General features: G+C 71.1%; 25 protein-coding genes. 19 read left to right on the top strand and 6 right to left on the bottom strand.

Annotated elements, in window-relative coordinates:
• Positions 1 to 129 precede the first annotated feature (129 nt).
• Positions 130 to 675: a DUF1993 domain-containing protein gene (locus K8640_RS30870; protein WP_223750351.1), complete on the bottom strand. Its 546-nt coding sequence runs from the start codon at positions 673 to 675 to the stop codon at positions 130 to 132.
• A 318-nt stretch (positions 676 to 993) separates the two neighbouring features.
• Here K8640_RS30870 and K8640_RS30865 point away from each other — a divergent pair, with 318 nt between their 5' ends.
• The 14 genes from K8640_RS30865 (at position 994) to K8640_RS30800 (ending at position 14,291) form a co-directional block, all read left to right on the top strand.
• Positions 994 to 1,170 carry a DUF4215 domain-containing protein gene (locus K8640_RS30865; protein ID WP_223750350.1) on the top strand — a complete coding sequence of 59 codons (177 nt, stop codon included), beginning with the start codon at positions 994 to 996 and terminating at the stop codon, positions 1,168 to 1,170.
• 281 nt (positions 1,171 to 1,451) lie between these two features.
• Entirely contained in the window at positions 1,452 to 1,763 is a 312-nt protein-coding gene (locus K8640_RS30860; RefSeq protein WP_223750349.1) for a hypothetical protein, read from the top strand.
• Between the two features lie 8 nt (positions 1,764 to 1,771).
• Complete coding sequence (locus K8640_RS30855) at positions 1,772 to 2,404, top strand: hypothetical protein (RefSeq protein ID WP_223750348.1); 633 nt, start codon at positions 1,772 to 1,774, stop codon at positions 2,402 to 2,404.
• Between the two features lie 96 nt (positions 2,405 to 2,500).
• Positions 2,501 to 2,776 carry a hypothetical protein gene (locus K8640_RS30850; protein WP_141329207.1) on the top strand — a complete coding sequence of 92 codons (276 nt, stop codon included), beginning with the start codon at positions 2,501 to 2,503 and terminating at the stop codon, positions 2,774 to 2,776.
• A gap of 266 nt (positions 2,777 to 3,042) precedes the next feature.
• Positions 3,043 to 4,473 (top strand): MATE family efflux transporter, encoded by a 1,431-nt coding sequence (locus tag K8640_RS30845; protein WP_223750347.1) that lies wholly within the window; start codon positions 3,043 to 3,045, stop codon positions 4,471 to 4,473.
• 200 nt (positions 4,474 to 4,673) lie between these two features.
• On the top strand, positions 4,674 to 5,900 hold the full coding sequence (locus K8640_RS30840; protein ID WP_223750346.1) for an inositol-3-phosphate synthase: 1,227 nt from the start codon (positions 4,674 to 4,676) through the stop codon (positions 5,898 to 5,900).
• Positions 5,901 to 5,907: 7 nt separating this feature from the next.
• Positions 5,908 to 6,840, top strand: a complete 933-nt coding sequence (locus K8640_RS30835; protein ID WP_223750345.1) for a hypothetical protein — start codon at positions 5,908 to 5,910, stop codon at positions 6,838 to 6,840.
• Positions 6,837 to 8,036 carry a class I SAM-dependent methyltransferase gene (locus K8640_RS30830; RefSeq protein WP_223750344.1) on the top strand — a complete coding sequence of 400 codons (1,200 nt, stop codon included), beginning with the start codon at positions 6,837 to 6,839 and terminating at the stop codon, positions 8,034 to 8,036. Before K8640_RS30835 ends, K8640_RS30830 begins: the two co-directional genes overlap by 4 nt.
• A 1-nt stretch (position 8,037) precedes the next feature.
• Positions 8,038 to 9,072 (top strand): Gfo/Idh/MocA family protein, encoded by a 1,035-nt coding sequence (locus tag K8640_RS30825; protein WP_223750343.1) that lies wholly within the window; start codon positions 8,038 to 8,040, stop codon positions 9,070 to 9,072.
• On the top strand, positions 9,063 to 9,896 hold the full coding sequence (locus K8640_RS30820) for a hypothetical protein (protein ID WP_223750342.1): 834 nt from the start codon (positions 9,063 to 9,065) through the stop codon (positions 9,894 to 9,896). Before K8640_RS30825 ends, K8640_RS30820 begins: the two co-directional genes overlap by 10 nt.
• Positions 9,893 to 11,368, top strand: a complete 1,476-nt coding sequence (locus K8640_RS30815) for a YcaO-like family protein (protein WP_305070695.1) — start codon at positions 9,893 to 9,895, stop codon at positions 11,366 to 11,368. The genes K8640_RS30820 and K8640_RS30815 overlap by 4 nt, the downstream gene beginning before the upstream one ends.
• 3 nt (positions 11,369 to 11,371) lie before the next feature.
• The gene (locus K8640_RS30810) at positions 11,372 to 12,238 is read left to right on the top strand and encodes a sugar phosphate isomerase/epimerase (RefSeq protein ID WP_223750341.1); all 867 of its coding nucleotides are present in this window, start codon (positions 11,372 to 11,374) and stop codon (positions 12,236 to 12,238) included.
• Positions 12,235 to 13,521 (top strand): glycosyltransferase family 4 protein, encoded by a 1,287-nt coding sequence (locus K8640_RS30805; RefSeq protein WP_223750340.1) that lies wholly within the window; start codon positions 12,235 to 12,237, stop codon positions 13,519 to 13,521. The genes K8640_RS30810 and K8640_RS30805 overlap by 4 nt, the downstream gene beginning before the upstream one ends.
• On the top strand, positions 13,518 to 14,291 hold the full coding sequence (locus K8640_RS30800) for a PIG-L deacetylase family protein (RefSeq protein WP_223750339.1): 774 nt from the start codon (positions 13,518 to 13,520) through the stop codon (positions 14,289 to 14,291). The genes K8640_RS30805 and K8640_RS30800 overlap by 4 nt, the downstream gene beginning before the upstream one ends.
• A 63-nt stretch (positions 14,292 to 14,354) precedes the next feature.
• On the opposite strand, the gene K8640_RS30795 is transcribed toward K8640_RS30800, so the two are convergent.
• On the bottom strand, positions 14,355 to 15,182 hold the full coding sequence (locus K8640_RS30795; RefSeq protein ID WP_223750364.1) for an NAD(P)-dependent oxidoreductase: 828 nt from the start codon (positions 15,180 to 15,182) through the stop codon (positions 14,355 to 14,357).
• Positions 15,183 to 15,280: 98 nt separating this feature from the next.
• Between K8640_RS30795 and K8640_RS30790 the strand changes: the two genes are divergently transcribed.
• The 3 genes from K8640_RS30790 to K8640_RS30780 all read left to right on the top strand — a co-directional run bounded on the left by K8640_RS30790 (position 15,281) and on the right by K8640_RS30780 (position 18,245).
• Positions 15,281 to 16,063, top strand: a complete 783-nt coding sequence (locus K8640_RS30790) for an AraC family transcriptional regulator (RefSeq protein ID WP_223750338.1) — start codon at positions 15,281 to 15,283, stop codon at positions 16,061 to 16,063.
• A gap of 165 nt (positions 16,064 to 16,228) precedes the next feature.
• Positions 16,229 to 17,182, top strand: coding sequence for a PQQ-binding-like beta-propeller repeat protein (locus K8640_RS30785; RefSeq protein WP_370640415.1), 954 nt, complete (start codon positions 16,229 to 16,231; stop codon positions 17,180 to 17,182).
• Between the two features lie 142 nt (positions 17,183 to 17,324).
• A complete protein-coding gene (locus K8640_RS30780) occupies positions 17,325 to 18,245 on the top strand; it encodes a hypothetical protein (RefSeq protein ID WP_223750337.1) in 921 nt (306 codons plus the stop codon).
• 382 nt (positions 18,246 to 18,627) lie between these two features.
• On the opposite strand, the gene K8640_RS30775 is transcribed toward K8640_RS30780, so the two are convergent.
• On the bottom strand, positions 18,628 to 19,452 hold the full coding sequence (locus K8640_RS30775) for a helix-turn-helix transcriptional regulator (protein WP_223750336.1): 825 nt from the start codon (positions 19,450 to 19,452) through the stop codon (positions 18,628 to 18,630).
• Between the two features lie 101 nt (positions 19,453 to 19,553).
• On the opposite strand from K8640_RS30775, the gene K8640_RS30770 reads away from it, so the two are divergent.
• The gene (locus tag K8640_RS30770) at positions 19,554 to 20,423 is read left to right on the top strand and encodes an SDR family oxidoreductase (RefSeq protein ID WP_223750335.1); all 870 of its coding nucleotides are present in this window, start codon (positions 19,554 to 19,556) and stop codon (positions 20,421 to 20,423) included.
• A 57-nt stretch (positions 20,424 to 20,480) separates the two neighbouring features.
• On the opposite strand, the gene K8640_RS30765 is transcribed toward K8640_RS30770, so the two are convergent.
• Positions 20,481 to 23,273, bottom strand: a complete 2,793-nt coding sequence (locus tag K8640_RS30765) for a cadherin-like domain-containing protein (protein ID WP_223750334.1) — start codon at positions 23,271 to 23,273, stop codon at positions 20,481 to 20,483.
• Between the two features lie 178 nt (positions 23,274 to 23,451).
• A complete protein-coding gene (locus tag K8640_RS30760; RefSeq protein ID WP_223750333.1) occupies positions 23,452 to 23,778 on the bottom strand; it encodes a hypothetical protein in 327 nt (108 codons plus the stop codon).
• 41 nt (positions 23,779 to 23,819) lie between these two features.
• Between K8640_RS30760 and K8640_RS43305 the strand changes: the two genes are divergently transcribed.
• Positions 23,820 to 24,188: a nuclear transport factor 2 family protein gene (locus K8640_RS43305; protein ID WP_223750362.1), complete on the top strand. Its 369-nt coding sequence runs from the start codon at positions 23,820 to 23,822 to the stop codon at positions 24,186 to 24,188.
• Positions 24,189 to 24,227: 39 nt separating this feature from the next.
• On the opposite strand, the gene K8640_RS30750 is transcribed toward K8640_RS43305, so the two are convergent.
• Positions 24,228 to 24,725 (bottom strand): hypothetical protein, encoded by a 498-nt coding sequence (locus K8640_RS30750; RefSeq protein ID WP_223750332.1) that lies wholly within the window; start codon positions 24,723 to 24,725, stop codon positions 24,228 to 24,230.
• Between the last annotated feature and the right edge of the window lie 2 nt (positions 24,726 to 24,727).

Raw genomic sequence — 24,727 nt, 5'->3', positions numbered from 1 at the left:
GGCTTCTGGTCGAACGCGAACATGGAGCACTCCTCCCCCTGGACGACAACGATGGAGCCGCACGGCGTCTGGCGCCCAGTATAGGAGAGAAGGGGGCTCGGGCGTCACCCGGCGCGGGCGAAGTCCCGCTCAACGCTCGCCCCAGTTGCCCAGGAAGTCGCCCATGGTGAGTCGCACGCCTTCGTTGCGCAGGATGCCGTAGGCCGTGGTCAGGTGATAGAAGAAGTGGGGAATCGCGAAGGCCATCAGGAACTGCCTCCCACTGGCGCGCACCGAGCCACGGCGGTGCGCGATGACGACCTCTCGCTCGAGGCCCGCTTCGAGGTCGCTTGCAGACAGCTCGCGCAGATGCGCAATCGTCGCATCGAGCCGGTGATGGAGCTCCGCGAAGCTCCTCGCCTCGTTCGCGGCAGGGACCCGTGACTCTCCCAGCAGCCGCGCCATCGCCAACACGGCGCCCTCCGCGGCCCAGTGGACCTGAGCGGCGAGGGTGTACTGGTGCAGGTCCGCTGGCGAATCACCCGCACCTGCTCCGGAGAGTCGCGCGTCCAGCAACACCTGGTCACCACAACCCCTGGCGGCGGCATGCTCCTCCGCCTTCATCAACTGCGTTTTGAGATTGGCGAGCCCGCGGACGAACACGCCAGTGGACAACTCGTTGGCATTCAAAGACATGCCCCATTCTTTCACATGTCGATGACCCCCGAGTGCTTGTCATTTGATGAACAGAGGACTTTGGCCATCCCCATGTTGCGCGCCGCGCAGGAGGCCGCCAGGAAGGGGCCGTTCATTCCATGGGAGGACAGTCCCTTCGGGCGCCGTCCCACTCTGGGGGGAGACACTCGATGCGAAGCCGTCCTGGTATTCTCGGGGCTTTGGGGTTGGGCGTGACGCTGGCGTTGTCGCTGGGAGCGTGTGGCACGGAGTCGCTGGAGGAGAAGGTCCGTCCTCCAGAGGATGCGGTGTCGCGAGCCGCGTTGACGTGGGACCCGGATGGTGGACGCGGTGGAGACCTCGCTGCGGCCCGTCTGTGGTGACGGGGTGCAGGGTGGCGCGGAGTTCTGTGACGACGGCAATCAGCCCTCGGGGGACGGCTGCAACAGCGTCTGCCAGGTGGAGCCGGGCGCGGTCGTCGTCACGAGCCACGGGGAGATAGACTCCCCTCCGTGAGCGATTCCCAATCCGGGTGCCTCGAGCGCGCTGGCGGCCTTCGAGCGTCATCGGGCGAGCACCTCCTCCCGGGGTCCGAGCTGACGGGGAGCTTGCCCACGAAGGACCCGATGTGTTCCCGGTGCCGGGCGCCCTGCCCCCGCTGTCATGGGTGGAGGTCCAGGAGGCCGAACCCCAGGACATCCTCCTGTGTGCGAGCTCCCCGAGGCCGTGAAGCCTTCACAGCCAGGGAATGGAGACAATACACTCTCCATCCCATGTCGACTCCTGGTGCAATCGCTGTGTACACGTCGGGGTCGGGCCTCCCCGAGCACGTCTCGGAGCGCCCCTGGCGTGGGGTCTATCACCACTGGGATGGCTACCCGACCGGCCTCGGGCAACACCTGCCGCCCTCCGCGCGACGGGAGCCGGAGCGTGTCCGGAGCTTCCTCGAGGCGCTCGCCGAGGTGCTGCTCGAGGACCCGCGGCGGTTCAACTCGTTCTGGCTCTCCGCGCAAGACCCACTGCGTCGTTCCGTCGCGAGGCAGCGTGAGAGCTTCGCGCGAATCCTGAGGGCGTACTGGGCTCACGACTTCGGCTCGGAGGAGAAATGATCCCAGGAATGACCGGGATTCAGATTGGCATCTTCGCCAGCGTCTTCGGCGTCGGCCTGGGGGTCGCGAGCATCATCGGCTACATCCGCTGGAAGCACTGGAAGCAGCAACTCCAGGTCTGGGAGGGCTTCGCGAAGACTCGCGGCTGGTCCTTCATGGCGAGGTCCGGGTTCATGTACTCGGCGGGGACGATGGAGATGAAGGGCCGCCATGCCGGGCGGTCCATCACGGTGGAGACCGAGCACCGGGGATATGGCAGACATTTCCATATCGTCACCATCGTCCGGCACGGGTTGGGCAACGGCTTTCCGCGCGAGGTGGTCATCCGACCCGAGACGCTGGGGGATACGGTCCTCCGGCTGTTCGGCAACAAGGACGAGGATGTTGGAGATGCCAGCCTTGATAATGCATTGGACCTGAGGAACGTCACGCCCAAGGCCCGCACCTTCCTCCTCCGTACGGAGATGAAGCAGCCCTTGCTGAACCTGGCCCGCGCCTTCGAGCACTTCTCCATCGAGGACGGCGTCCTGACAGTGGCGGTCATCGCCGTCCCGCGCACCACCATCGAACTGTATGAACTGCTGAAGCCCGTGCGTGAGCTGGCCGACGCCGTTCGGGACACGCTCGGCGATACCGGCTGACGGTCGTCGCGTCGTCGAGCGCGCTCCACGCCGGATGGAATGTCAGGGTCACGGGTCAAGATGCTCCCGGTTCGACAACACAAGGAGCCCGCAACCATGAAGACCGCCATCGCAGCCCTCACCCTGCTCGTGTCCACTTCCGCCGCGGCGTCCCTGACCCTCCGCTACGAGAACAAGGACTCCAAGGCGTACGCCGCCGAGGCCGTGTGCAGCGGGAGCAAGCAGGACCCGGTGAAGTTCTCCGCCAGCACCACGTCCTCGGTCTCCATCCAGGGTTCGTCGCCCTGCAAGGTGACGCTGCAGGGCACCACCATCACCTTCGACGGTGACGCGAACATCATCATCAAGGACGGGAAGATCTCCCGGAAGTAGCCCGGAGCGACCGCGTTCCCGTCCAGGACCTGAACGGACGGGAGCGCGCTGTCCGGCATGGCGTCCATCGAAGGGCCCGTGCTGACTCCAACAAGGTGGGTTCTCGGAGCCTCTCGTGGACTTCGAGCGACCTGACGTCCGAGCAGGCCCCTTCCAGGCCGAACCGTCGTCGGACGCCTGCTCGCGCCGCCCAGCACCGTGGCACCGGCAGGCGGGGAGCCGCGCGGGATGAAAGGCACGCAACGTCCCGTTGCAACGCCCAATCCATGACGCAACCCCCACCCGACGCCTTCTCCCCCGCCGCCTCGGGAATCAGGGGCCTGCTCGCCTTCTGCTGGCAGGCCGTGCGCGGCTCCACCGAGGACCTGGCCACCGGGCCCGTGGACCGCGCCTTCCTGCTGCTGTCCGTCCCCATGGTGCTGGAGATGGTGATGGAGTCCATCTTCGCCCTCGTGGACGTGCTCTTCGTGTCCCGCCTGGGCGCGGACGCCATCGCCACCGTGGGCCTCACCGAGGCCGTGCTCACGCTGTTCCGGACCGTGCCCCTGGGGCTGGCCGTCGCCGCGACCGCGCTCGTCTCCCGCCGCATCGGCCAGAAGGACCCGGAGCGCGCCGCGCGCACCGCCGTTCAGGCCCTGGGGTTGGGACTGGCCCTGTCCGTGCCGCTGGCGCTGGCCGGCTGCCTCTTCGCGCGCCCCATCCTCACCGCGATGGGCGCATCCCCCGGCGTGGTGACGCACGGCCTGGGGTACGCGCGGCTGATGCTGGGCGGCTTCCCCATCATCATGCTGCTGTTCCTCATCAGCGCCATCCTGCGCGGCGCGGGGGACGCGGCCACCTCCATGCGCGCGCTGTGGCTGGCCAACTCCGTGAACATCGTGCTCGCGCCCCTGTTCATCTTCGGCCTGGGCCCCGTGCCCGCGATGGGCGTCACCGGCGCCGCAGTGGCCACCACCGTGGGCCGCGGCACCGGCGTGCTGTACCAGCTGTACCGCCTGCTCCAGGGCAGCGGCCGGCTGGAGCTGCGCCGCCGTCACCTGCGCGTGGAGCCCTCCACGCTGCGCTCGCTGCTCAAGCTGTCCGGCGGCGCCATCCTCCAGTCGCTCTTGGGCATGTCCAGCTGGCTCGTGCTGATGCGCATCGTCGCCACCTTCGGCAGCACGGCGCTCGCGGGCTACACGCTGGCCATGCGCATCCTGCTCTTCGCCCAGCAGCCGTCCTGGGGCCTGTCCCACGCCGCGGGCACGCTCGTGGGTCAGAGCCTGGGGGCGGGCGACACCGAGCGGGCCGAGCGCGCCGCGTGGCGCGCCAGCTTCTACACGCTCGGCTTCCTGGGCGTGGTGGCCGTGGGCTTCCTGGTCTTCGCCGAGCCCCTCATCCACCGCTTCACCTCCGAGCCGGAGGTGGCCCTGCACGCCGTGCGCTGCCTGCGCATCGTCAGCTGCAGCCTCGCCCTCTACGCCTTCGTCACCGTGCTGCCCCACGCCTTCAACGGCGCGGGGGACACCACCACGCCCACCGTGGTGAACGCCCTCTTCTCCTGGGGCCTCCAGCTGCCCCTGGCGTATGTCCTCTGCCATCCGTTGGGCTGGGGCCCCACGGGCGCGTTCGTCGCCATCGCCATCACCTACGGCGCGCTGGGTCTGACGAGCGCCGCCCTCTTCCGCAGGGGCGGGTGGAAGCTTCGACACGTCTGATACACGCCGCTGGCATCCGACATTCGGCACGCCCCGGAGACAGAGTTGAAAGCACCCACCCAGGTGCCGACTTTCCCGGAACTCTCGCAGCGTGTGAGTCCCCGGAGTATCCGGGACACCGGAGGCGCCCGACACCCCGGAGCGCTCCCGGACCCACCGCGGCGAGTCCCAGGGTGCGGCGGTTGGTGGGAGCGTCAGACATGGCGGGCAACGAGCGGCTGGGAGTGGCGATTGTCGGTTTGGGCGGAGCGGTGGCCACCACGGCGGTGGCGGGCATGGAGCTGCTGCGCCGGGGGCGCGTGGACACGCGAGGGCTGCCGCTGGCGGACGTGAAGGGACTGGGGCTCGTGGAGTACGACGCGCTCACGTTCGGCGGCTGGGATTTGTTCGACGAGGACCTGGCGAAGGCGGCGCGCAACCACGCGGTGCTGACGGAGGCCCAGCTGGCGGCCGTGACGCCCACGCTGGAGCGCATGCGCCCCTGGGCCGCGGCCTCCAACCCGAGGTTCTGCAAGAACATCGTCGACACGACGGCGAAGAAGGCCCGCTCCCTGCGTGAGCAGGTGCAGGCCATCCGCGACGACCTCGCCCGCTTCAAGAAGGACGAGAAGCTGGACCGCGTGGTGGTGGTGAACCTGGCCTCCACGGAGAAGAGCGTGGACCTCACCCGGCCCCAGTTCGCCACGCCGGAGTCCTTCGAGAAGGCCCTGGACGCGAACGACGCGGACATCGGCCCCGCGATGCTCTACGCGTACGCGGCCATCGTGGACGGCGTGCCGTTCGCCAACTTCACGCCCAGCGTCGCCGCGGACGTGCCCGCGCTGCTCGAGCTGGCGAAGCGCACCGGCGCGCCCATCGCCGGCAAGGACGGCAAGACGGGGCAGACGCTGCTCAAGACGGTGCTCGCGCCCGCGCTGAGAGATCGCGCGCTGCACGTGGACGGCTGGTACTCCACCAACATCCTGGGCAACCGCGACGGCGAGGCCCTCGACGACCCGGCGTCGCGGCAGAACAAGCTCGACACCAAGGGCGCGGCCCTGGACAGCATCCTCGGCTACAAGGTCCAGGACCACATCGTCCAGATCCAGTACTACCGCCCGCGCGGGGACAACAAGGAGGCCTGGGACAACATCGACGTCACCGGCTTCCTCGGGCAGCCCATGCAGCTCAAGCTCAACTTCCTCTGCAAGGACTCCATCCTCGCCGCGCCGCTCGTGGTGGAGCTGGCGCGCACGTTGGACCTGGCCAAGCGCCGGGGCGAGGGCGGCGTCATCGACGCGCTGGGGTGCTTCTTCAAGGCCCCCATGTCGCCGGACGGCCAGCCGGTGGAGCACGCCATGGCCGAGCAGCAGCGCCGCTTGATGGCGTGGCTGTCCAAGGGCCGCGTGCAGCGCACGGAGTCCGCCCCCGAGCGCATCAGGGGCTGACACCACCATGAACACACCCGCGCGTGACTCGGCGGCGGCCCCGGGCCGCCTGGCGAAGCTGCGTCCGCTCCTGTCGGAGCTGATGGACCTCAAGCGCACCCGCACTCCGGACCATCCGGAGGGCCTGGCGGCCCATGGCTTCCGTCGCGCGTGGGCGGCCCTGGCGGCGGGCATGGACCCCGGCACCGTGGCGCTCCAGGAGACGGCGCGCGCGGTGGCGGCGGTGCGGCTGTGCGGCCTGGACGCGGACCTCCTCCAGCGGGCGGGGCTGTCCCCGCTGGACACGACGCGGGTGCTGCGCCGGGGCCTGGACGCGGTGGCGGGGCCGCTGGACCCAGGCCTGCGCGAGCAGCTGTCGCTGGCGCTGATGCCCTCCTCCGACGCCACCCCCGGCACGCCGCCGGCGTTCGTGGAGCGGCTGGTGCACCAACCCCGCGCCGGGGCCACGTTCCCCGGCCGGGCACGCCTCGTCGTGCCACCACAGGAGAGCCACGCCGACCACTGCTACGCGGTGGCGGTGGGGGCGGTGCTCGTATCCCCCCACTTCGGCGCGGCCCCGGCCCTGCCCTTCCTGGCGGGCCTGTCGCATCACCTCTTCAACGCGGCGCTGCCGGACGCGGGCTACAGCGGCGAGACGCTGCTGGGGGACCTGCTCGAGCCCCTGATGAAGCGCCTCGCCGAGGCGGTCCTGACACAGCTCCCGCCCCGGCTCCGCGAGGCCGTGCGCCAGGCGCTGACGCTCACCGGGAACGTGGATTCGGCGGAGGCGCGCGCCTTCAACGCCGCGGACACGCTGGACCGGGTGCTGGAGCTGGAGGCCCACGCCCGCGCGGCGGCCTTCACGCTGCGCCAGGCGCTGGAGGACCTGGAGCTGCTCCACCCCGGCCCGCTGCAGGCCTTCGGCAACGACGTGCTTCGCGAAGCGGAGGTGTGGCCATGAGGCAGCCGTGGGACACCGCCGCGCCGCCGCCGCATCCGCGCCATCCCCTCACGGGCCTGCCGTTGACGCGCGTGTCGCCCGAGCTCTGGTCGGATGGCGCCACGTGCTGGCCCGTCGTGGACGGCATCCCCTTCCTGCGCACCGGCCGGGAGGCCCTGCGCGAGGCCGTGGTGAGCGCGCTGGAGCGAGGCGACCGCCATCACGCGCGCGCCCTGCTGCTGCGGGACCAGGATGACCATGCGCGCCTGCCGCCCCCGCCCCTGTCCTCCACCGCCGCCGTCGTGGCGGGCGTCGAGTCGGGGACGATGGGGCTTCGCGAGGCCATGGAGCACCTGGGCTTCGGGCCGGTGGCGCCCTACTTCGCGCACCGGCAATCCGCGCCCACCTTCCTGAGCGCGCTGGGCCTGATGGCGCAGCACTGGGACGCGCCGCCGTGCGTGGTGGAGCTGGCGTGTGGCATCGGCCAGGTGCTGCGCGAGGTGTCCCTGCGGGGCACCCCCGTGGTGGGCGTGGACGTGGTGTTCGCCAAGCTGTGGCTCGCGCGTCACTTCATCGTGCCCCAGGCCGTGCTCCTCTGCGCGGACGCGGCCGCGGACCTGCCCATCGCGCCGCTCGAGGGCGCCACCGTGCTGTGTCACGACGCGCTCTACTTCCTGTCGGACAAGGCCCGCGCGCTGGCGGAGCTGCGCCGCGTTGCGGGGCCCTCCGGCCGCGTGCTCGTGGGCCATGCCCACAACCGGCACGTCGACCAGCGGGGCGTGGGGGGCACGCCGCTGGACCCCGCCGGATACGCGGCGCTGATGCCCGGGGCCGCCTGCTATGACGACGCTGGATTCGTCACCCGCTTCCTTGACGGGGGCGCCGTGGCCGATACCCCGCTGCCCCAACTGGAGCGCGCGGAGGCCTTGAGCTTCGCGTGGCCCCCGACGCCGGGACGCAGGTCCATCGACTTCGGCGTGGCCGTGCCGGGCGCGAGGCTGAGCCCCAATCCGCTGCTGGAGGCGCACGACGGCCGGGTGCGCCCCGCGTGGCCCACGCCTGGCCTGGCCGCCGAGTACGCGAGCGCCCACTACCTGTGCTCGGACGCGCCCGGGGACGCGGCCCTGCTGCGGCGGGCCGCCACCGACGCGACGCCCGAGCAGCGGGCCGCGCTCGTCAGGCGGCGGTGGCTCTTGAACCTTCCAGAGAGGTGGTGACATGTCCGGGGCGAAGCCAGGAGGCCGCACGCTGGGCTGGGCGGTGGTGGGGTGCGGTCTGGTGGCGCGGGAGTACGTCATCCCGGCGCTCCAGGGCGCGCGCAACGCGCGGCTGGTGGCGCTGTGCGACTCGGACGCGGAGGCGCTGATGCGCATCCCGGCGGACGACGTCGTCCGTCACACCGCGCTGGAGGCGGCGCTGGCGGACCGGAGCGTGGAGGCCGTCTACATCGCCACGCCCAACCACCTGCACGCGGCGATGACGGAGGCGTGCGCGGCGGCGGGCAAGCACGTGCTGTGCGAGAAGCCCATGGCCATCACCGCGCAGGACGGGCTGCGCATGCTGTCCGCGTGTCGGCGCGCGGGCGTGCACTACGCCACCGCGTTCGACCAGCGCCACCACGCCGCGCACCGCAAGCTGCGCACGCTGGTGAAGGAGGGCGTGCTGGGCACCCTCACCCAGGCGCGCATCCACTACGCCTGCTGGCTGCCCGCGGACTGGGCGCCCGACAACTGGCGCATCGACCCGGAGCGGGCCGGCGGCGGAGCGATGATCGACCTGGCGCCCCACGGGCTGGACCTGCTGGAGGTGGTGCTGGGGGATGAATGGCAGTCGCTCGTCGCGATGACGCAGCGGCGCGTGCATGACTACGCGGTGGACGACGGCGCGGTGCTGATGGGCCAGTTCCGCGGCGGCGCGCTGGGCGTCCTCCAGGTGGCCTACAACTGCCCGGACGCGTACCCCCGGCGCACGCTGGAGCTCATCGGCACCCGCGCGCGCGCGCTGGCGTACAAGACGATGGGGCAGACGCCCGGCGGGACGCTGTCGCTCACCGACGCGACGACGGGCGAGCAGACGTGGCTCCCCCTGTCCCCGGACGAGGACCAGAGCCCCTTCCGCAACCAGGTGGAGGCCTTCTCCGACTGCGTGCTGGACGGCCGCCCTCAGCCCTTCGCCCCGGAGCGCGACGTGCGCCTCGTGGGGCTCCTGTCGCAGGCGCTCCACGCCGGGAAGGCGTTTCCCCCATGTCACTGACCCGCTATGCCTGTACCCACTGCGGCACCTGGCAGCCGGGGTTTGCTCGCCAGCCGCCCGCGGGCTGCCCCACCTGCCTGGACGTGCGCAACGCCCTGCCGCCGGACGGCTGGGAGTTCCAGACGACGGGCCAGGTATCGGAGCGCCTGAGCACGCACTGGGAGGAGGCGCTGCCCGGCATCTGGGGCTTCTCTTGCGCGCCGCGCTTCGGCCTGGGCTCCACGGGGTGGCTGCTGCGCCGCCCCGAGGGCAACGTCGCATTCGAGGGCGCGCCCTGGTACTCGCGGCCGGCGCTGGAGTTCCTGGAGACGCTGGGCGGCATCCAGGTGCTGTCCGCGTCGCACCCGCACGGCTTCGGGGCGCTGTGGCAGTTGCAGGAGCGCTTCGACCCGCTGCTCGTCCTGCACCGGGACGCGGTCCGCTACAGCAAGGCCTTCCAGGTGCGCTGGCCGGTGGATGACGAGCACACCCTGGCACCGGGCCTGACGCTGCACTGCGTGGCGGGGCACTACGAAGGCCAGACGGCCTTGTACGACGCGCGCACCCGCTCGCTGTTCTGCGGCGACGCGCTGAAGGTGGAGCTGGACGCGCGCGGCCGCCCCACGGCGCTGTCGTGTCACAAGGGCTTCCACTACGCGATTCCGTTGAGCCACGCGGAGCTGCGCCGCTACCGCGCGGTGCTCGAGCGGCTCCCGTTCGAGAACGTCTTCACCCCGTTCGAGTTCGCGCGCGGCGTCACCCGCGAGCATGCCCTGGCGCTGTTCGACCGGCTGCTCACGGGCATGCCTCACACCCGTCCCATTGCGTTGGAGGAGCTGTCATGAGCCTGACCGAAGCCCTGGATGCCTATTTCCGTGTCATGCCTCCGGGAGCGTTCCCGATCTTCCGCATCGACCCGCTGGACCGGCTGGGCGTGCCGGTGGTCTCCGCCAGCCTGCGGATGGGAGACCGCCCCGGCGACATCATCCACGCCAACGGCTACGGCGCCACCGAGGAGGAGGCGCGCGTCGGGGCCCTGGGAGAGCTCGCCGAGGAGGTCTGCGCGGACCAGGCCCTGCTGCGCATGCCCCGCGTGCACGGCACCTACGCGGAGCTGGTGGCCACCTTCGGCCCCAAGGCGGTGGTCAATCCCCTCACCCTGAGCCTGCCCGCGGGCAGTCCCTACCGGCCCGACATGCCGCTCGTCTGGGGCGAGATGAAGCGGCTGTCCACCGGCGAGCGGGTGCTGGTGCCCGAGGAGTTCATCGCCGTGCGGCCCGGGAACCTTCACGGGAAGACGCCGCTCGCCAGGCCCTTGACCAACGGCCGGGGCGCGGGACGCACGCGGCAGCAGGCGCTGGCGCACGCGCTGCTGGAGCTGCTGCAGCGCGACGGCAACGGGCTCCAGTTCCGCGCCTTGGACCAGGGCGTGGTGCTGGACCTGGAGGGCGCGGCGCTGGACCCGGACGTGCGGGAGCTGCTGGGGCGCTACCAGCGCGCGGGCGTGGAGGTGCTGGCGAAGCTGGCGAGCACCGACTTCGGCCTCGTGAACGTCTACGTGGTGGGCCACGACCTGTCCGTGGGCAACCAGCCGCTGCTCGTGACGGGTTGCGGCGAGGCGACGGACCCGGACCGGAACCGGGCGCTGCGCAAGGCGCTGCTGGAGTTCGCGGGCTCCCGGGCGCGCAAGGCCGTCTCGCACGGCCCGATGAGCGAGGTGGCCCGCGTCGCGCCCCGGGAATACATGGAGCAGTTCGTCCCCCTGGTGGACGTGGCCTCCGAGGAGCCCCGCGCGCTACAGGCCATGGCGGAGTGGTCCCAGCTGCCGGCCTCGGCGCTGCGCGAGCTCACCGCGTGCACGTTGCTGCGCCGGCGCACCGTGCGCTTCGAGGACCTGCCCCAGGTGCCGGGGATGGAGGACCCCGCGCGGCGGTGCGACCACGTGGTGAAGCAGCTCCACGCGGCGGGCTTCGACATCCTGGTCGCGGACCTGTCGCCTCCGGGCCACCCCGTGCACGTGGTGAAGGTGGTGGTGCCGGGGCTGGAGGTGGAGACGATGACCTATGGCCGGTTGGGCGAGCGCAACGTGGCGCGGCTGCTCGAGCGCCGTGAGCCGCTGGCGGGCCTGGGCGCGCCGCCGCCGGGAGCGCAGCCGGTGCGCCTCACCCCGGAGGCCGAGGCGCGGCTGGGCGGTCCCGCCTGGTTCGACACGCGGCTGGCCGAGGCGCGCGTGGGACGCCTGTATCCCCTCTACCGGGAGCCGGACCGTCACGCCGTGCACGCGATGCGCACGAGCCGTCGCTTCGGGGGGCAATGAGCCATGGCGCTGCGCTTCGCGTACAACACCAACGGCGTGTCCAACCACCGCTTCGAGGACGCGCTGCGCCTCATCGCGGACAGTGGCTACGACGGCGTCGCGTTGACGCTGGACCATCACCACTTCGACCCGTTCGCGCCGGACTTCGAGCAGCGGAGCGGCCAGCTCGCCGCGCTGCTGGAGCGGCTGGGGCTGGGGCTGGTGGTGGAGACGGGGGCGAGATTCCTGCTGGACCCCCGGCGCAAGCATGAGCCCACGCTCATCACGCCGGACGCCGCGGGTCGGGCCCGGCGCCTGGAGTTCCTGGAGCGCGCGGTGGACGTGTGCGCGACGTGTCGGGGTGAAGCGGTGTCCTTCTGGGCGGGGGTGCCCCGCGCCGAGGTGACGCAGGAGGCGGCCTGGCCGTGGCTGGTGGACGCAGTGGCCCGGCTGTCGGAGTACGCGGCGGCGCGCGGGGTGGTGCTGGCGGTGGAGCCGGAGCCGGGGATGCTGGTGGACACCGTGGACGGCTGGAGCCTGCTGCAGGCGCGGGTGGTGGCGGCGGGCGCGCCTCCGGTCCGCCTGGCCCTGGACGTGGGGCACCTGCTGGTGACCGGCGAGCGGGCGCCGGCGGAGGCGGTGCGTGAGTTCGCGCCGGTGCTGGGCACGGTGGCGCTGGAGGACATGAAGCGCGGCGTGCATGAGCACCTGCCGTTCGGCGAGGGGGACGTGGACGTGCCGTCGGTGCTGCGGGAGCTGACGCGCGCGGGCTACGACCGGCTGGTGTGCGTGGAGTTGTCCAGGGATGCGCACCGGGCGCATCAGATGGTGCCCGGGGCGCTGGAGTGGCTGAGGGCACGCCTGCCCACGGGCGCGGAGGTGGCGGCGTGAACACCGTGAGCCCGCTGCGAATCTGCTTCATCTCCCGGCGCTTCTTCCCGGCCATCTCGGGGATGAGTGTCTATGCGCTCAACCTGGTGCGGGAGCTGGTCGCGTGCGGGCATGACGTGACGATGGTGAGCCAGTACCGCAACGACGCCGCGGGGATGGCGGTGTATGGGGGCGGGCCTCCGCCAGGGATTCCGGGCGCGCACGTGCTGGGGTGCGAATCCCGGGGCGAGCAACGCATCAACCAGGGGCAGCCCGCCAGCTTCGAGCAAGACGTGGAGGACCTGGTGGAGACGGTGGTTCGCGAGCACCGGCGCCGGCCCTTCGACTTCATCCATGCCCAGTATGGTTATCCCTGTGGCCTGGCGGCGCTGGAGGCCTCGCGGCGTCTGGGATTGCCCAACGTCGTCTCCATCCAGGGCGGTGACGGACACTGGGTGGGGACGTGCTGTGGGACGCACAAGCAGGCGATGCTCGCGGTGCTGGGCCACTCGGGGGCGCTGTTGATTGGCAGCCGGTCCTTCGCGGAGGAGGTGCGGGGGCACCATGGGACGCCGCTGGAGCGGTTCACCATCGTCCCGGGCGCCACGGACACCCAGCGCTTCCATCCGCGCAACGAGTCGAGGCTGGGGGAGCCGCAGGACGTGCCGGTGTGGCTGTACCACGGCCGGGTGGACGCGCGAAAAGGCGTGATGGAGCTGCTGGACGCGGCGAAGCGGCTGGTGGCGGAGGGGCGCCGGTTCCGGCTGCGCGTGTCTGGAATCGGGCCGGACGTGGAGGCGGTGCGCGCGCGCGTGGAGGCGGAGGGGCTTCGGGGCACGGTGGAGCTGACGGGCGTGTCCACCTACGCGCAGGCGCCGGACCTGTACCGGAGTGGGGACCTGTTCGTGTCGCCCACGTATTCGGAAGGGTTCTCCAACACGCTGCTGGAGGCGATGGCGTCGGGGCTGCCCATCGTGTCCACGAAGGCGGTGGGGGTGGTGGACTGCCTGGAGGACGGGCGGGACGCGCTGTTGGTGCCGCCGAGAGACAGCGTCGCGCTGGCGGAGGCCATGGGGCGGCTGATGGACGACGCGCCGCTGCGAAGACGGCTCGCGACGACGGCGCTCGGCGAGGTGCGGGAGCTGTACTCGTGGCGGACGGTGGGGCGACAGATTCAGGGGGTGTACAAGGCGCTGACCGGCACGCGGCCGGACACGCGGTGGACGAACGTGTATGACCCGGCGACGACGCAGCGGAGCGCGGACCCCTCGTGCAGGTTCCGGGCGGCGCCGCACCTGTTATGAGCACCGCCCTCTTCGTGTCGCCGCACCTGGACGACGTGGCCTTCTCGTGTGGGGGGACACTGGCGGCCTTGAAGGCCAAGGGGTGGACGGTGGCGCTCATCACCGTCTTCACGCGCTCGGTGCCGGAGCCCCGGGGCTTCGCGCTGAAATGCCAGACAGAGAAGGGGCTGGGGCCGGAGGTGGACTACATGGCCCTCCGGCGAGAGGAGGACCGGGCGTTCGCGAAGCGGCTGGGCGTGGACGTCCTGGCGTGGGCGGACCTGGAGGAGGCGCCGCACCGGGGCTACGCGAGCGCGGAGGCGCTGTTCCATCCCCCGCGAGAGGATGACGCCATCCAGGCGGAGGTGGCGCGGCGTCTGAAGCCGGTGTTGTGGGAGCTGACGCCCAGCCGGGTCTTCGTGCCGCAGGCGCTGGGGAGCCACGTGGACCACGTTCAGGTGGTGCGCGCGGCGCGGGGGTTGGGCATCCCGTCCCACCGCGTCTGGTATTACCGCGACACGCCCTACGCCGTGCGCCAGCCGGGCGCGAAGCCCGACCCGGCGCTGCCTCGGGAGCCGCGGCCCCTGGCGGTGGACATCACGGCGCACCTGACGACCAAGGTGGAGGGCTGCCTCTGCTACGGCACCCAATTGGGCTTCCAGTTCGGAGGCGCGGAGGGCGTGGGACCGATGCTGGAAGCCTTCCACCACCGGGAGGCGGAGGCCCACGGACGCTCGGGAGCCGCGGAGGTCTTCCTGGGTCAGCAACTCCCGACGGCATCCCCGCGCTGACGCACGGCTCGGCGGAATGCGTCGGGGCTCGCTGGCTGAAGCTGCTCCGGGAGCACGTCTGTTCTATGCACCCGCCGCGAGCGCGTCGGCGAGGCGGGGGAACACCGGCTTGAACCCGAGGTCCTCGCGGATGCGGCGCCCGTCGAGGAGCACGTCGAAAGCGCGCGCGAACTCGGCGTTCGAGCCATCGGGCGGGGGCTGCCCCACCGATGCGAAGAGCGTGGCGAGGTCAGGCGCCTCGTCGTCGACCACGTTGTAGATGCGGTGCGCCGGCGAAGGCGCCTCGAGCAGGCGTGCCACGGCCTGCGCGACGTCGGCGTGGTGGGCAATCGACATGCGTTGGGCCGCCGGGAAGCCGCGCATCATCGGCACCACCTCCTCGATATGTGGGTCCCCGTCGCCGTACACGAACGGCAGGCGCAGCACCCGCACGTCGAGCCCTTCGACTCCGAGGAGGAAGCGCTCGGCGGCGAGCTTGCTCACCGGATAGGCCACGGTCGGCGCACAGGAGTCTTCCTCGCCGACGAGCCGTCCCCCCGTCGAGCCATGGACCAGGCCGGTGCTCGTGAAGATGAAGCGCTTCACGGACGCGGCACGTGCGGCGGCCGCGAGGTGCTGCGTGCCCAGGTCATTGACCGCTTGCGCCTGCTCGGGCGTCGCGCCGCGGAAGAACGCGGCGCAGTGGACCACGGCGTCGACGCCGCGCACGGCGGGCACCAGCGAGCCCGCGTCGAGCAGGTCGCCCTGGGCGAGCTCCACCCCCGCCTCCTTCGGGAAGACAGCGCGTGTGGGCTCACGGACGAGGGCACGCACGTCATGGCCCCGCTCGGCGAGTCGCTGGGTGAGTCGGCTTCCGACCTTTCCGGTCGCTCCGGTGACAAGGATTTTCATGGGCCGACCTTCGCCCGCCCAGGCGCGGCGAGGATTGGAGAAAACGGACACGTGCCCCCACGCTTGCGCCGCCGTCGAGCGCGGGCCAGAGTCAGGGCATGCATGCGGGCCTTGTCCATCGCCATCACATCGCGCCGGGCGCCTCGGTCGCGTCCGCTGTAGCCGCGCTGTTCGTGGACGAGCGCGACCACGACGTGCGGGGCCTCCTGATTCCGCGGCCCGAGGTCCATCTCGTCGTTCGGTTCGGGCCGGCGGCGCGAAGGGGCCTGGACGCACACGCGATGGGCGGAATGCAGCGGGTGCGTCGCAAGCACATCCACCACGGACAGCGGACCGTGACGGCGCGGCTCCACCTGGGCGCGCATGAGGCGGTGCTCGGCGTCCCGGCCTCCGCCCTCGCCGGAAGCATCGTCGCACTCGAGGACCTGTGGGGCGATGCCGCGGCCCGGCGGCTCTTCGAGCGGCTCGGCGACACCGACGACACGGCCCAGGCGGCGGACATCCTGGAGCGCGCCATCGCCGAACGCCTCGCGCGCACCGACGGACGCCGCGCCCACCCACGACTCGCCCTCGACGCCGCCGAGCGGCTCTCGAGCGGCACGGTGAACGACGTCGCGGGTGACATCGGGGTGAGCGACAGACATCTGCGTCGCGTGTTCCGGGAAACCGTCGGCGTGGGTCCCAAGGCCTTCGCCAGGCTCGTCCGCTTCCATCGCGCGCTGCGCGCCGCATCCGAGGACGAACACGCCCACTGGGCGGACATCGCCGCCGACGCCGGCTATTACGACCAGGCGCACCTCATCGCCGAGTTCCGCGCGTTCACGGGTCTGACGCCCCAGGGGTTCCTCCGTGAGCTCCGAGCGACGGAGTTGATCAGCTGACACCCGGGCCAGTGCCCCACTGCCCCCCCAGGCCGGAGACCCCCTCTGTCGGACGCATCTCGCTCCATCTTCTTCGGCGCCAATGCCGCGCGGACCGGACACTTCGAGGGAACCGGACCGCTCGCGGTCAAGCGAGCCCACTGGAAGTTCGCGCCGCGCGCGCTCGTGACGACGCGCAACACGCCCGCCATCCACGACGGCGTGCTGTTCGCGAACTACGACAACGACAGGCTCTACGCGCTCGACCTCGCGAAGGGGAAGGAGCTCTGGAGCGTGCGGGTCGGCGGCGCCAGCCCCGAGAGCCTCTCGCATCCGATGGTCGCGCGGGGCCTGCTCTTCGTCGTCGGCGGCGGGCAGTGTCACGCCGTCGACCTGGGCACGCACGCCCTCCGCTGGAGCGTCTCATGCGACTCCGAGGCGACCTCCTCGCCCATCGTCGTCGACGACGTCGTCTATGTGGGGACCCGGTCCGGCGCGGTCCTCGCCATCAACGCGCGCACGGGGACCGAGCAATGGCGCGTGCAGCTCCGCTGTGGCGGGAGCGTGCAGTCCGCGGTCAGCGTGACGCGAGAGCAAGTCATCGTCGGGACCTGCCAGGGCTTCACCCAGGGACACGTGGTCGCGCTCGACCGCGCCACGGGGGCCGAGCGCTGGTCGGTGGAGACCGGTTCGATGAGCCATGGCGGAGCCCCCGCCGTCCACGGCGACACGGTCTATGCCTTGTCCGGACTGGGACAGCGCCTTCACGCGCTCGACCTCGACAGCGGCGAGCAGCGTTGGGCCTACCAGACGCCCGGCGCGCTCTGGGGAGCGCCCGCCGTCGCGGACGGTGTCGTGTGCTTCACCGGCTATCACTCGAGGCTCCACGCCGTGGACGAGGAGACCGGGAAGGAGCGCTGGTCGGTCGCGCTCGACAAACCACCCGCCAGCACAGCCTCACCAACCATCGCCGGGGGACTCGTCTACATGGGGGCCCGCAACGCCGTACACGCCTGGACGCTTCGGGACGGGACGGAGCGCTGGCGGTGGAGGGCCCCCTATCGCGTGACGACGGCACCGCTCATCGCCGACGGCACCCTCTACGTGGGCTGTGATCGCGCCGTCGTCGCGCTGGCGTAGCGGCGACCCACGGCGCCGGGGCACTCCGTGGACCGCACGGGGTCTGGGAGGCGGGCGGCGCCACGAATCGAGCAGCCCCACACTTGACGAACGCGGCACTCGTCCCTACCCGTGATTCCTCTCAATACAGGAGTGTCAAGGAATGGGACTGAGCAGGTGGGGTACGTGTCTCCTCGCGCTGATGTTCGTGGCCTGCGGTGATGGAGTCGGGCTGGAGCCGCCTTCCGAAGCCACCCAGGGGACGCTGCGGTTGCCGCTGACGGCGCAGAGCCCCGAGGGGGCGGTCAAGCTGGTCGGCGCCACGTTCAACATCACGGGCGCCCAGACGGTGTTCATCTCGGACACGTCCGCCGACACGTTGACCGTGCCACTCATCGAGGGCGACTACACCATCGAGCTGGGGGGCAGCTGGCACCTGGAGCGCCTGTCGGCACCCGGTACGCCCCTGAGCGCCCAGCGACTGTCGCCCTCCGTGCTGGCCTTCTCGGTCATCCAGGGGAAGCTCACCGAGGTGCGCTACCTCTTCAAGCTCGCGGGCAGCGGCGGCGTGGACGTGGGCATCCAGGTGGACAACGGGGGCTCCATCTCAGGCACCCTGACGTTCACCCAGCACGAAGGTCCTCCGGACTCCGAGTTCGCGTCGCTGGTGGGCAAGAGCGTGCCCTTCGTCATCAGCTTCGAGACCTCTCGCGTGGTCAGGGAGGGAGGCGGCCCGAAGGCCCTCTCCGTGGAGACCGGCCCCATCTTCGTCCAGTTCGGCGGACCGGACGGGGCCCTGCTGGAGAAGCACGTGTCCCCCTTCTTCAAGGGGCGCTCCTTCCTCTTCAGGGTGACCAGCCTCCCGAACGGGTATCAGGTGCTCAGCACCTTCCTGATTGAGGGCGTGGGCAGCGGCGCTCCGCTCGACTTCGTCTCACATGAGAGCCAGCCGTTCAGGGGCACCGTGGACCCAGGCGGCTATCCCGAGACGACCCCCTTCGAGTTCCAGTCCACCATGGTCTTCAGCCTCCACGCGTTCGGGGACCTGAGTGGCACGTTCACCGGCACGGTGGCGCCCAAGTAGCCACGGTGCCTCCCAGCATGCAGACGGCGGCCCTCCCCACGGAAGGCCGCCGCGCTGCCTGCTTCGAGCTCCGGACTCCCCTGTCGAACCCGGCAGGGCTGTTGGGTTTCCACGGACCTCGCGAGGTGAAGCGGGAGTCGCGCAGGTTTCGGCCCTGCCCGAACCTCGCTCAGCGTGGCGCGAGTCCTCGCGCGAGGGGCGAGAGCACGCCCATCAACCCGCTCGCTACCACGGCCCGAGGAACCTCGGAGAGACGCGGGGCCTGCCCGCTGACGCGAAGGTGCCCCCGCGCGCCAGGGACGAGGCGGCCGCCCGACGGTCGTGGCACGAGTCGGAGCAGCTCTCGGGCCTGCGCTTCGCGTGAGGCCCTTGCGCAAAGCCCCTATGCGCCCCGGCCCTCCATCAACCCGCGAATCTTCACCGCGTCCGCCTCCTCCATCGGGTTGTAGACGAGCATGGCCAGGTCGGGCCGGCCATCCACGGCGAACGACGAGTACTCCAGCGTGAGGGCACCCAGCACGGGGTGGCGCAGCCGCTTCACGCCCTCGCCGAAGGACCTCACGTCGTTCTCGCGCCACATCGCCGCGAACTCCGGGCTGTCCCGGCACAGCTCGTCGACCAGCGGCTGCACCGTCTGGGCCGCCCCGGCGCGCGCCGCGTGGCCGCGGAACACACCGACCACGAACCGCGCCACCGACTCCCAATCGAAGTTGAGCTCGCGCGCCTTCGGGTTCAGGAATATCTGGCGCAACACGTTGCGGCGGTCCGGCGGCAGCGTGCCGTAGTCGGACAGGACCACGGTCGCGGCGCGATTCCAGGCCACGATGTCCCACGTCGCGGTGTGGACCATCGCCGGGCAGACGCCCATCGCATCCAGCACGCGCTGCAAGCGCGGTGTGACGCCCTCGACGGGCCGGTACCGCACCTCCGGTGGCCGCCCCAGCCCCAACAGGAACAGGTGCTCGCGCTCGACGTCGGTCAGCATCAACGCCTGCGCCAGGCGGTCCAACACCTGCGCCGAGGGCGCGCCGCCCCGGCCCTGCTCCAGCCAGCTGTACCAGGTGGGGCTGATGTGGGCCCGCTGCGCCACCTCCTCGCGCCGCAACCCCGCCGTGCGCCGCCGCCCGGCCGGATAGCCCAACGCAATCGGGTCGAGCCGGGTCCGCCGCTCCCTCAAATAGGCACCCAGTGGAGTCTCGTTGGCCATACGCCCATCCTGTTGGTCGCCATACCTGGATAAGCTCTCGACTTTAACAGGATGAAGAACGCGCCCACAGTGCCTGCCTCTCACGCAAACAGGAGGTGCACATGAACGTGTTCGTGACCGGAGCCACGGGGTGGGTCGGCTCGCGCGTGGTCCAGGAGCTGCTGGGGGCCGGGCACCAGGTGCTGGGGCTCGCCCGCTCGGAGGACAAGGCAGCGGGACTGGCGCGGACCGGCGCCCGGGTGCTGCGCGCCACCCTGGACGACCTGGGGGAGCTGGCTGACGCGGCCAGGCAGTCCGATGCGGTCATCCACCTGGCCTTCAATCACGACTTCTCGAAGTTCGCCGACAACGCCAGACAGGACCAGCGCGCCATCGAGGTACTGGGTGAAGCCCTGGCCGGCACGGACAAGCCGCTGCTGGTGACGTCCGGCATGGCGAGGCTGGCGCCCGGCCGCGTCCCCACCGAGGCCGACCTGCCGGTCGACCGCCCCGACTATCCGCGCCGCTCGGAGGCCTCGGCCATCCAGCTGGCCGAGCGCGGCGTCCGCGTGGCCACGGTGCGGCTGCCGCCCTCCGTCCATGGCGTGGGAGACCACGGCTTCGTGCCCTTCCTGATTCAGCTGGCGCGCGAGAAGGGTGTGTCGGCGTACCTGGGTGAGGGGACGAATCGCTGGTCCGCCGTGCACGTATCGGATGCGGGCCGGCTGTATCGGCTGGCGCTGGAGCACGGCGTGGGCGAGCGCGTCTATCACGCCATCGCGGAGCAAGGCGTCGCCCTGCGAGACATCGCGCGGGTCATCGGCCGCCGCCTGGGCGTGCCGGTCGAGCCGCGCGGCCGCGAGCACTTCGGCTGGCTCGCGGACTTCGCCCTGGCCGACATGCCGGGCTCGAGCGAGCGCACGCGGGCCGTGCTGGGATGGAACCCCACCGGCCCGGCGTTGCTCGCGGACATCGAGCACCCCGACTACTGACGGGCGCGAGGGAGCGCGGACGGGCAAGCCCCGCCCGTCCGCGCCGTCCTCGTGTGACTACAGCTCGACGGGCGGGAGGGCCTCGCCCATCTCGCCCGGGTTGTCTCCGCGGTGGTCCTCATCGTCGAGCCCCAGCTCCCCGCTGGCGTTGCCGCCCCAGCACTTGACGCTGCCCTCATCGAAGGTGGCGCACGTGTGGTGGTAGCCCGCCACGAGGGACGTCACGGCGCGACCCGCGCCCAGGTTCACCCGGGGCAGTGCCTCGCCCATCTCGCCCGGCGCGCCTCCACGGTCGTTCCAGTCGCCGGACCCGAGCTGCCCCCAGGAGCCGCCGCCCCAGCACTTGACGGAGCCGTCATCCAGGAGCGCGCAGGTGTAGATGCCGCCAACGGTGAGCGCCTTCGCGGTCCGCCCCGTCCCCAGGTCGACTCGCGGCAAGGCGTCTCCCATCTCACCCGCGTTGTCTCCCCGGTGCACCTTGTCGCCGAGGCCGAGCGCGCCATACTGGTTGCCGCCCCAGCACTTGATGGAGCCATCATCCAGGAGCGCGCACGTGGAGAACTCACGGGCGGCAATCGCCTTCGCGGTCCTCCCCGTGCCCAGGTTCACCCGAGGCAGCGCGTCGCCCATCTCGCCCGGGCCATCTCCGCGCTCCGCCGTGTCACCGAGCCCCAGCTCGCCCCAGTTGTTATCGCCCCAGCACTTGACCGAGCCGTCATCCAGGAGCGCGCACGTGTGACGACCTCCCGCGGCGAGCGCCTTCGCGGTCCGCCCCGTGCCGAGGCTCACGGCAGGCAGCGCGTTGCCCATCTCCCCCGGGCCATCTCCGCGGTGCTCCGTATCGCCGAGCCCCAGCCGGCCATTCCCGTTGTCACCCCAGCACTTGACCGCCCCATCATCGAGGATGGCGCACAGGTGATTCAGCCCGCTGACGAGCGTCTTCGCGGTCCGCCCCGCGCCCAGGTCCAGCCGGGGCAACGCGTCGCCCATCTCGCCAGGGCCGTCTCCGCGGCGCCGCGTGTCGCCGAGCCCCAGCTGGCCCTGCGCGTTGTCACCCCAGCACTTGACCGAGCCTCCCTCGAGGAGCGCGCAGCCGAAGCCCATTCCCAGGCCCATCATCGCCGCCCGCGCGTCCGAACCCATGTTGACGAAGGGGAGGTTGCTCATCAGGTTGAAGCCACGGCCCCCCCCTCGGTTGTCGGTGTGCTCGAGCCCCAGCTGCCCCTTGCTGTTCTCACCCCAGCACTTGAGCCGTCCATCCGTGAAGACCGCGCACGTGGTCCCCACCCCGGCGAAGACGGACTTCACCGCGTAGCCACGCACGCGCACGTCGACCGAGCCGGTGCTGGTGGCGCCGTGGGTGTCGGCCACCTGGTAGTCGAAGCCGGCGGCGCCCACGAAGCCCGACGCGGGCGTGAATCGCACGGCGTCCCCGACGAGCTCGACCGTGCCGTTGCGCGCGTTCGAGACTCCCGTCACCGCCAGCGCGTCTGCCTCCACGTCACGGTCGTTGAAGAGCAGCGTCGCCACGGGGACGCGCAGCGCGACGTCCACACTGGCCACCGCTGAATCCGCGACCACCACGGGGGCGTCGTTGACCGGGTTGACGGTGACGCTCACCGTCCCGAAGCTGAAGCTGGCCCGGTCGGAGACCTCATACCTGAACGTCGCCGTCCCGAAGAAGTCCACCGCCGGCGTGAAGATGACGTTCTGCCCCTCCAGCTTCACGGTGCCATTCGTGGCCGAGTAGACGCCCTCCACCAGGAGGTCGTCGGTGTCGACGTCGATGTCATTCGCGACGAGCGTGGCGGTCGGGATGACCAGCACGGTGTCCTCGAGGGTGCTCACGGTATCGTCGACGGCCACGGGCGCCTCGCCCACGATGACGGTCACGCTCGCGCTGGTGGTTCCGGCCAGATTCCTGACCGTGTAGTGGAACGTCGCCGACCCGGTGAAGTCCGCCTCCGGCCTGAAGTCGATCATCCCGCCGTCGATCTTCACGGTGCAATGGACCGCCGAGCCCACGCCAGCGAGGTTGAGCAGGAAGCCATCGCCCATGTCGTCATTCGCGGTGAGCTCCTCGACCTTGATGTACCGCGAGGTATTCCTCCGGGCGTACACGGTGTCGGCGACGGCGACCGGAGCGTCTTCCACGGAGCGGACCGTGACGGCCACCGTCGCGGTGTGCGTCAACAGCCCGTCGCTGACCGTGTACTCGAAGCTGGCGCTCCCGTGGTGGTTCGCCTCCGGGGTGAAGGTGACGTTGCCATCCGCGAGCGTCACGGTGCCATGCGTCGCGGCGCCGACGCCCGCCACCCAGAGCGTGTCCCCATCCACGTCCGTGTCATTGGCGACGAGCGTGGCCGCGGGGACGACGAGCGCGACATCCTCGTCGGTGCTCGCGCTGTCCGCCACGGCGACAGGGGCATCGTTCACGGCGTTGACCGTGACGGTGACCCGCGCGGTGTCCGTCAGGCGGCCATCCCCCACCGTGTACTCGAACGTCGCGGTTCCGAAGAAGTCCGCCTCCGGGGTGAAGGTGACGGTGCCGCCCACCAGCGTCACGCCGCCATGGGTCGCCTTGCCGACGGCCGTCACGGTCAGCGAGTCGCCGTCCGCGTCGACGTCGTTGGACACGAGCGACGCGCCCGGAATCACCAGGGCGGTGTCCTCATCGGTCGCGAGCAGGTCGTCATGCCCGGACGGGGCCGTGTTGGCCGGAGGAGGAGGCGCGGGTGGTTTCTTGTCCTCCCCTCCTCCACACGCGGCCAGGGCCACGCAGAGCAGCAGGGTGCGCAGCCAGGGAACGGACGGAAGTCTCGGGTACGAACGAACGCGTTGGTGCTTCACAAGCCCCCTCACAGGAAGAAGCCCCCCAGGGCCGGAGAAACCCGGTGGGGTGCTGCCCCCATAACGGAGCCCGGCGGTGCAGGTCGCACGGACAAACGCGCCACTCGACACAACGGCCCGGCCCGAGGGCCACCGGGACACGGCGCACAGCCAGTGTCCCGGCCCTGGGACGCACGGGCTACTGCAGGTCGCAGCCGGGGATGCAGTAGTTCACGTTGATGAGCGTGCGCGTGGCGGGCAGGTTCGACTGACAGCCGGCGTACTGCGTGGCGGGGGTGGCCTGGATGCGCGAGGCGCCGCACTTCACCACACAGGCACGGATGTTCTCGAACCAGTAGATGAGGTCGTTGTTCGGGCAGTTGGGCGGGATGCCGATGCCCTGCTCCGTGCTCGCCATCACCTCGCCCTCCGGCGCGTCGACCTCGGACTCGGCTCCACCACCGCAGGCCACCAGGGACAGGCTGCACATCGCGAACAGGGAAACGACCAGACGCTTGGCTTGCATGGCGACTCCTTCACGACAAGGGGGAAGGAGAATCATGACCTATCCAGGAGTCCCCGAGAAGCAGGCCCCACGGGTCCGCCTGCTCGGAAGCAGCAGGCGCGGCTTCACCGGCGCCCCCCTGTCGGTCCAGCGCCCCCGCTCACCGACCCCCATGGCGGCTCACCGGGCGTGGACGCCACTCGCCGAAGACTTCTCCAGGCACGTCGGCGGAGGGCGAGGACTCGGTGCTCCAGGTGGACGTCACCGGCAGCGCGGCCGTCGTCAAGGTGTCCGCGCGCACGGCGAAGTGGGACTTCATCGACTACATCTCCCTGCTCAAGGTGGACGGCAGGTGGCGCATCGTGGCCAAGGTGTACCACCGCGAGCCCCGGGCGGAGGCCCCGTCGCGGCCCACGTCCGCCTCGCCCTGAGCCGACGACGTCCCTTTCCCCTCCCCTCGGGCCTGACCCTCACCAGTCCACGAGCATCGGCACCTGGTGGTCCCGGGAGTCCACAAGCGCGGCGCGGAGGCTGTCGACCGCGGCCTTCGCGTTGTCGGGCCAGTGCATCCGTTCCAGTGCCGCCAGGGCCCGGGGCGTCGAACCGGTGAGGCGCCGCAGCGGCGTCGTCATCTCGAAGGTCGCCTCGAAGTCGCGGGGGAGGAACAGCATGGCGGCCACATGGACGCGGTCGCCCTCGCCTCTCCTGCGGGAGCGCTCGTCCCACAGCGCGTCTGACGTGGCGCCAGGGAACTGCCGCAGGGCCTCCACCAACATGTCGATGACCCTGGCGCGACGAACCGGCGCCTCAGGGCCACCGAATGGCAGACCTTCCGGAAGCTGCCGGGCACCCTCCGGCCCGATGACGGAGTACGGGACGCCGCTCGCCCACGCGGAGCGCATCGCCGGGGTGATGAAATCACCGACGATGTAGCGGCTGAGAGGCAGGACCATGAAGTCGATGGCCATGG

Source organism: Myxococcus sp. XM-1-1-1 (genome assembly GCF_020037095.1).
Classification (GTDB): Bacteria; Myxococcota; Myxococcia; order Myxococcales; family Myxococcaceae; genus Myxococcus; species Myxococcus fulvus.
The sequence above is the reverse complement of the archived record's forward strand: the minus strand, read 5'-3'. Positions and strand labels throughout refer to the sequence as shown.